Below are 6,000 nucleotides of genomic sequence, written 5' to 3'. Positions count from 1 at the left end.
GGTCCATTTCGTTTACTCATTTTGGCTCCTCCTTTGATACTTCTATCTTAATATCTTTAGAAGTAGGTGTCCAAAAGAGTAAAGGGGCTAAATAGTTATCTGCCAAAAAAATTTTTTATCTGCCAAAATCCCATTATATCTGCCATTCTTCAAATTACGACAGAATTCGCACCGTTACTCTCACGCCTTACCCTTTCGAACGAAAAAAGCAGAGTGGTAGTCCACTCTGCTTTATCACTCACTGTTTATCTTAAAAGAACTTGAATTTACCTTTTTTGAATACAAGTGAAGGTCCTCCAACCATGTAAAGTGCACGGTTGTCTACTACCTTCTTCATGAATGATGCCTTCGTACCTGTAAGTTTCCTGCCGTAAACAACGCCAATTGCGTCGTCTTCACCAAGTGAACATACAGTACCTTTCAGGTCTGGTGTGAATTCTTCCAGAGGGTCTTTGCCATGAAGTAGAGCTGCGATGTTACGCGCACATACTTCCCCTTGCTGCATTGCAATCTGTGCAGTCGGCGGGTATGGGCGTTCTGTTTCTTCATTGATCATCAGAGAACAGTCACCGATGATGAAGATGTTGTCATGACCAGGTGCACGAAGATCTTTGTTGATCTTGACCCGGGCACGCATGTTTTCGATACCTGCTTTTTCAATGATGCGGTTACCGCGGACACCCGCTGCCCAAACGATTGTACCGGCTTTGATTTCTTCTACTTCATCTTCACCTTTAGAAATCAACACGCTGTCTGCTTTTGCTTCTTTAAGAGGAGTTCCGATGTGGAATTCAACGCCTTTTTTCTCAAGAGCGGCACGTGCATATTTCACAAGTTCAGGATCGAAGCCTGGAAGAATCATTGGTGCTGCTTCCACACAAACAATACGTACTTTTGAAGGGTCGATATCGTATTCTTTGCAAAGCTCAGGAACACGGTTACCCAGTTCCCCAAGGAATTCAATACCAGTGAAACCTGCTCCGCCTACGACGATTGTCAGGCGCTCATCTTTTTTCACTTCTTCGTTCTTATACGTAGCGAATTGAAGCTCGATGTGCTCACGGATTTGACGGGCAGAGTTGATGTTTGAAATCATGAATGCATGCTCGTGCAATCCTTGGATTCCAAAAGTCTCAGACTCGGCACCAAGTGCAACCACAAGATAATCGAATTCTACTTCGCCTTGGCTTGTTACGACTTTCTTTTCTTCTACTTTAATATCATCCACAGTTGCCTGCAGGAAGTTCACTTTGCTTGTATTCACAACATCTTTAATATCATAACGCACACGGTCATGATGAAGCGTTCCTGCAGAAGCTTCATGCAGCCATGTTGTTTCATAGTGGTAATCATTCTTATTAATAAGGATGACTTCCGCTTCATTTGTACTCAATTGCTTTTGAAGACGAGTTACTGTCATTAGCCCGCCATAACCTGCACCTAAAACAACGATTCTTGGCTTTCTCAACTGAATCACATCCACCTTTTTGATTGAATTTGCGTCGGATACTCTTAGAGTCCTCCACATCGGTCTTTTTTATCCCGTCAATCTGCTGATACTATCTCATTCCCCGATTAAGCGGAGCTCAAAACAAATTATGCGGGACGATTCTTTTCAAATGAAAAGAGAGTACTGTATAAAATAGTATAAAAACAAAACCATAAGTATGTGACATCTTTCACGTACGAATGCAAACCGCAAAAATTGTCATAAATTCTTAACAATATGCCTACATTACATAATATTCGTTTTACCTTATCTTTTCAAGGTCTTAAAGATAAATAATCATTCTTGGGAAAATTGCGACAATAAGAGGGTGGGCTGAAGGAAGAATGGCCGGCGTGACATGTTTTCTGTACATGATTACCACCGCTGCAGATCAATGGAAATATTGGATGACGTGGTCTCTTCAACTGGATTCAGGCGACTCTGCTTCAATACTGTTCAAATTCAGATGGTTTATGAAAATTGACCAATTTCTCTCCTTAGAAGTAGTTATCTATTTGTTATTTGAGAATAGATTGCGCCGCTTTCAGAAATAATTGCGCCGGAATACCATTAATTGAGCCACATTTACGATAATTGCGCAGGAACCTAAATAATTGCGCCACTTTCACGATAATTGCGCCGGAACTCAAATTATTGCGCCGCTTGTCGAATTTTCTACGTCTCGGGGGCAAAGCCTCCACTAGCAGCAAAGACCCTCCTCATACAAACAAATAACTGACTATTCCAAAACAACAATCTAAATTTTGGGAAGGATTCATTTCTCTATGATAGAATAAATTAAAATGATGTATCTTATTCTGGGAGGGATTTACTTGAAGGAAGATCAAAAAGTGTATGATATAACGATCATCGGAGGCGGCCCAACAGGGTTATTCACGGCTTTCTATGGCGGCATGAGAAAAGCTTCAGTAAAAATCATCGAAAGCTTACCACAATTGGGCGGTCAGTTATCCACTCTATATCCTGAAAAATACATATATGATGTGGCAGGGTTCCCTAAGGTGAAAGCTCAGGACCTTGTGAATAATCTCTTAGAACAGATGTCTAAATTTGAAACGACGATATGCCTTGAGCAGGCTGTGGCTGATGTGGAAAAACAGGGAGACGGCTGCTTCAAGCTTACGACAGATAAAGAAATCCATTATTCCAGGACGATTATCATCACAGCCGGGAACGGTGCATTCCAGCCGAGACGGTTGGAGCTCGAAAACGCTTCTCAATATGAAGGAAACAACCTTCATTATTTCGTCGATAACATGGAGAAATTCAAAGGCAAAAAAGTGGCGATCTGCGGCGGCGGAGATTCTGCAGTGGATTGGGCACTCATGCTCGAACCGATTGCCGAAAAAGTCTATCTGATCCACAGAAGGGATAAATTCAGAGCCCACGAACACAGTGTCGAAAACCTCCACAATTCTTCTGTAGAGCTGAAGACTCCATTCGTTCCTGCTGAAATTGTAGGGGATGAGTCAAGGATCCATCAGCTTATACTTGAAGAAGTTCGCGGCGATGAGAAGGAAATCCTTGATATCGACGAGCTGATCGTCAACTTCGGATTCGTCTCTTCCCTCGGCCCTATCAAAGACTGGGGACTTGAAATCGAGAAAAACTCAATCGTCGTCAACTCGAGAATGGAAACGAATGTAGAAGGCATTTACGCAGCAGGAGACATCTCCACCTATGATGGAAAAGTCAAGCTGATTGCCAGCGGTTTCGGGGAAGCACCGACAGCTGTCAACAATGCAAAAGCATACATGGACCCGAAAGCAAGGGTCCAGCCGATGCACAGTACTTCCATGTTTACAGATTAATTAATTTTCAAAGAGGTTCAGGACTGGTTCCTGGATCTCTTTTTTTCGGGGAGAATTGTTGATCGACTTTGATTATCGTAAGGGCATAGATAAACGATTGTTTAATTTAGCAAGTAATGGGTAGACCAATAATAAAGGCAAAAAACTCAGGAAAAGGATGTTGAGATCAGATGAATGTACTTGTTATTGGAGCGAATGGCCATACCGGCCGCCTCGTCATAAAAGAGCTTGTAAACAGTACCCAGCACTTCGCAAAAGCAATGATCCGTAAATCCGAGCAGACAAAGGATATGGAAGACCTCGGTGCCAGACCAGTTGTCGCAGATCTTGAACAGGATTTCTCCTATGCACTTGATAATGTCAATGCTGTCATTTTTGCAGCGGGAAGCGGCAGTAAAACAGGAGAGGATAAAACGATTGCAATCGATCAGGAAGGTGCAAAAAAAGCGGTTGATTATGCCAAGCAAAAGGGAATCGAACGATTTATCATGTTGAGTTCCATGGGAGCCGACCAGCCGGAAAACGCACCTGAAGGCATGCACGTCTATCTAAAAGCCAAAAATGAAGCGGATATACACCTTCAAGAAAGCGGACTGAACTATACCATCGTCCGGCCAGGTGCCTTGACCACTGACGATGCAACCGGAAACATAATCGCCCAGCGTTCCATAGAAGATAAAAGCGGCAGTATCTCACGGGCAGACGTCGCAAAAGTGCTCGTGGAATCATTGACTACTTTAGAAACGAGTCATAAAGTGTTTGAAATCCTGAACGGCGAAACTCCGGTTAAAGAAGCTATAAAGAAAATATAAGCAAAGAGGACCAGCGCGTAATGCACTGGTCCTTCTCTATTTATACTCTAACAATTCTCCGGAGTACCCTTATTCGTCGCTGTCACAAACGATGATCCACAGCCGCATGACGCGATTGCATTCGGATTGTCGATCGTGAATCCGCCGCCCATCATGGACTGTTTAAGAACGTTGATATATCAAGGTTTATCTAATAAATAAACGATTGTGAATTACCAACTAGATTGTTAATTCCTTCTTTGCTCGATTGTTAATGTCATATACATCATTTTACCTAAATAATCCTTTTAATTCAATTACCAGCTGGATATTTTCTGTTTCTTTTCACAATCTTTTAATAAATCCATGTATCCTTGCTCTTTAATATATTCTCTAATTTTAGGAGTTTCCTCAGTTTCTTTAGCTTGACAACTTTGACTTGGTAAATCAATATAGTCTTCTGGGTACCAAGTGACTGTTATTGGTATCTTACTCATAAGCTTCTGAGGGAAACAGCTTCCGGAAGCCAAGAGTTCTTTATCCCGCAAATCATAGCCACATATATTTATTCTGAGTTTTTCACAAATGTAAAAAATTGACTTAACCTGATACCTCGATCTCCAATAACCCCAATCCCATAGAGTGGAAATAGGAACATACTTATATATAATTTTGGAATTTAAAGTATCAATCGGAATTCTGATTAATAAAACTATGCAATGTCTGTGGTTTTCTTTAAGTTTTAATTTTTCGCTTTTGAAGGCAATTACATCAATTGCACTCTTATCTAGAGTACAGATATCTTTTATAAAAGCATGTACTTTTTTATAGTAATCTACATGCGGATAAATTGAATTTGTTGTTCCCTCTATCCATTCTCTTTGTATTCCAAACTTGTCACAAGTCCAAACAATTAAATCATCATTTAATATATGTAAAATACTTCCTTCATCTTTAAAATCTTTTAATTGTAATCCAAACTCTTTATCAATGAAAAATGGTATTTGAGTTTGAGCAATACCGTGTACTTCATATACCATAACAAATCGTCTTACAACATTTCTTATTGGAGAGTTTTCTTCTTCTTTCTGAGTCATCTTTTCATAATCTACTTCTGTAGGTTTGTTATCAACACTAATTTCATTTTTATTTTTACTTTGCCTAGTTTCTTTAATTATCGTATAGAATAATACTACAACAGAAATTCCCACGCCTGAAAATAGCCAGTCTTTGTTATCTATCAATATTTTTAGAAGTTCCTTCAAGAATATATCCCCCATTATTACATGTATTTCCCCAAAAAATTTTTCAGATTAGTTCTTTTAACTTTCTATACAAAGTCGCCTTGGAAACACCTGTCATTTCTTCTATTTCTCTAACAGTATATTGTTCTGTATTATATAACTTTAAAGCGTTCTCTACTTTTTTGTTATCTTTCTTAGGTCTTCCCCCTTTTCTTCCTCTCAACCTTGCACTTTCTAATCCTGCTCTAGTACGTTCTGAAATCAAATCTCTTTCCATTTCACTTAGCACTGCCAACATTCGAAACATAGCCTTTCCTACAGCTGTAGTAGTATCTATGTTGTCTCGAATACTGACAAGTTCTATGCCCCTTCTCTCCAACTCCTCAGTTAATTCAATTAGTTTCTTTGTAGACCTTCCTAGACGGTCTAGCTTATAAACTACGAGAACATCTCCTTCTCTTGCATATTCTATTAACTCTAAAAGCTTCTGTCTATCATCCTTCATTCCGCTCACTTTTTCAGAATACACCTTCTCACATCCAGCGTGTGTGAGAGCATCCATTTGAAGATCCAAGCTTTGGTCTTGAGTGCTTACCCTTGCATACCCAATTTTCATACATACACCATCTTTTCCATTATTATAC

The 6,000-nt window shown here is 40.0% G+C and carries 6 protein-coding genes and 1 pseudogene; 2 read left to right on the top strand and 5 right to left on the bottom strand.

Annotated features, from left to right (window positions below; all coding sequences use genetic code 11):
* Positions 1 to 250: 250 nt before the first annotated feature.
* Positions 251 to 1,468, bottom strand: a complete 1,218-nt coding sequence (locus tag AAEO50_RS18620) for an NAD(P)/FAD-dependent oxidoreductase (RefSeq protein ID WP_341985833.1) — start codon at positions 1,466 to 1,468, stop codon at positions 251 to 253.
* A gap of 539 nt (positions 1,469 to 2,007) precedes the next feature.
* Positions 2,008 to 2,199, bottom strand: coding sequence for a hypothetical protein (locus tag AAEO50_RS18615; protein ID WP_341985832.1), 192 nt, complete (start codon positions 2,197 to 2,199; stop codon positions 2,008 to 2,010).
* A 123-nt stretch (positions 2,200 to 2,322) separates the two neighbouring features.
* Between AAEO50_RS18615 and AAEO50_RS18610 the strand changes: the two genes are divergently transcribed.
* Both AAEO50_RS18610 and AAEO50_RS18605 read left to right on the top strand, forming a co-directional pair.
* Positions 2,323 to 3,321: an NAD(P)/FAD-dependent oxidoreductase gene (locus AAEO50_RS18610; protein WP_341985831.1), complete on the top strand. Its 999-nt coding sequence runs from the start codon at positions 2,323 to 2,325 to the stop codon at positions 3,319 to 3,321.
* 170 nt (positions 3,322 to 3,491) lie between these two features.
* Positions 3,492 to 4,133 carry an SDR family oxidoreductase gene (locus AAEO50_RS18605; RefSeq protein WP_341985830.1) on the top strand — a complete coding sequence of 214 codons (642 nt, stop codon included), beginning with the start codon at positions 3,492 to 3,494 and terminating at the stop codon, positions 4,131 to 4,133.
* Between the two features lie 47 nt (positions 4,134 to 4,180).
* Here the strand turns inward: AAEO50_RS18605 and AAEO50_RS18600 are convergent.
* The 3 genes and pseudogenes from AAEO50_RS18600 to AAEO50_RS18590 form a co-directional block, all read right to left on the bottom strand.
* Positions 4,181 to 4,297: pseudogene (locus AAEO50_RS18600) on the bottom strand (iron-sulfur cluster assembly accessory protein); the annotation flags it as partial.
* A 132-nt stretch (positions 4,298 to 4,429) separates the two neighbouring features.
* Positions 4,430 to 5,377 carry a hypothetical protein gene (locus AAEO50_RS18595; RefSeq protein WP_341985829.1) on the bottom strand — a complete coding sequence of 316 codons (948 nt, stop codon included), beginning with the start codon at positions 5,375 to 5,377 and terminating at the stop codon, positions 4,430 to 4,432.
* A 43-nt stretch (positions 5,378 to 5,420) separates the two neighbouring features.
* Positions 5,421 to 5,972: a recombinase family protein gene (locus AAEO50_RS18590; RefSeq protein WP_341985828.1), complete on the bottom strand. Its 552-nt coding sequence runs from the start codon at positions 5,970 to 5,972 to the stop codon at positions 5,421 to 5,423.
* Positions 5,973 to 6,000: the final 28 nt, after the last annotated feature.

This window comes from Rossellomorea oryzaecorticis, from assembly GCF_038405515.1.
Taxonomy (GTDB): Bacteria; Bacillota; Bacilli; order Bacillales; family Bacillaceae_B; genus Rossellomorea; species Rossellomorea oryzaecorticis_A.
This window is presented reverse-complemented; position numbering and strand designations above follow the sequence as displayed.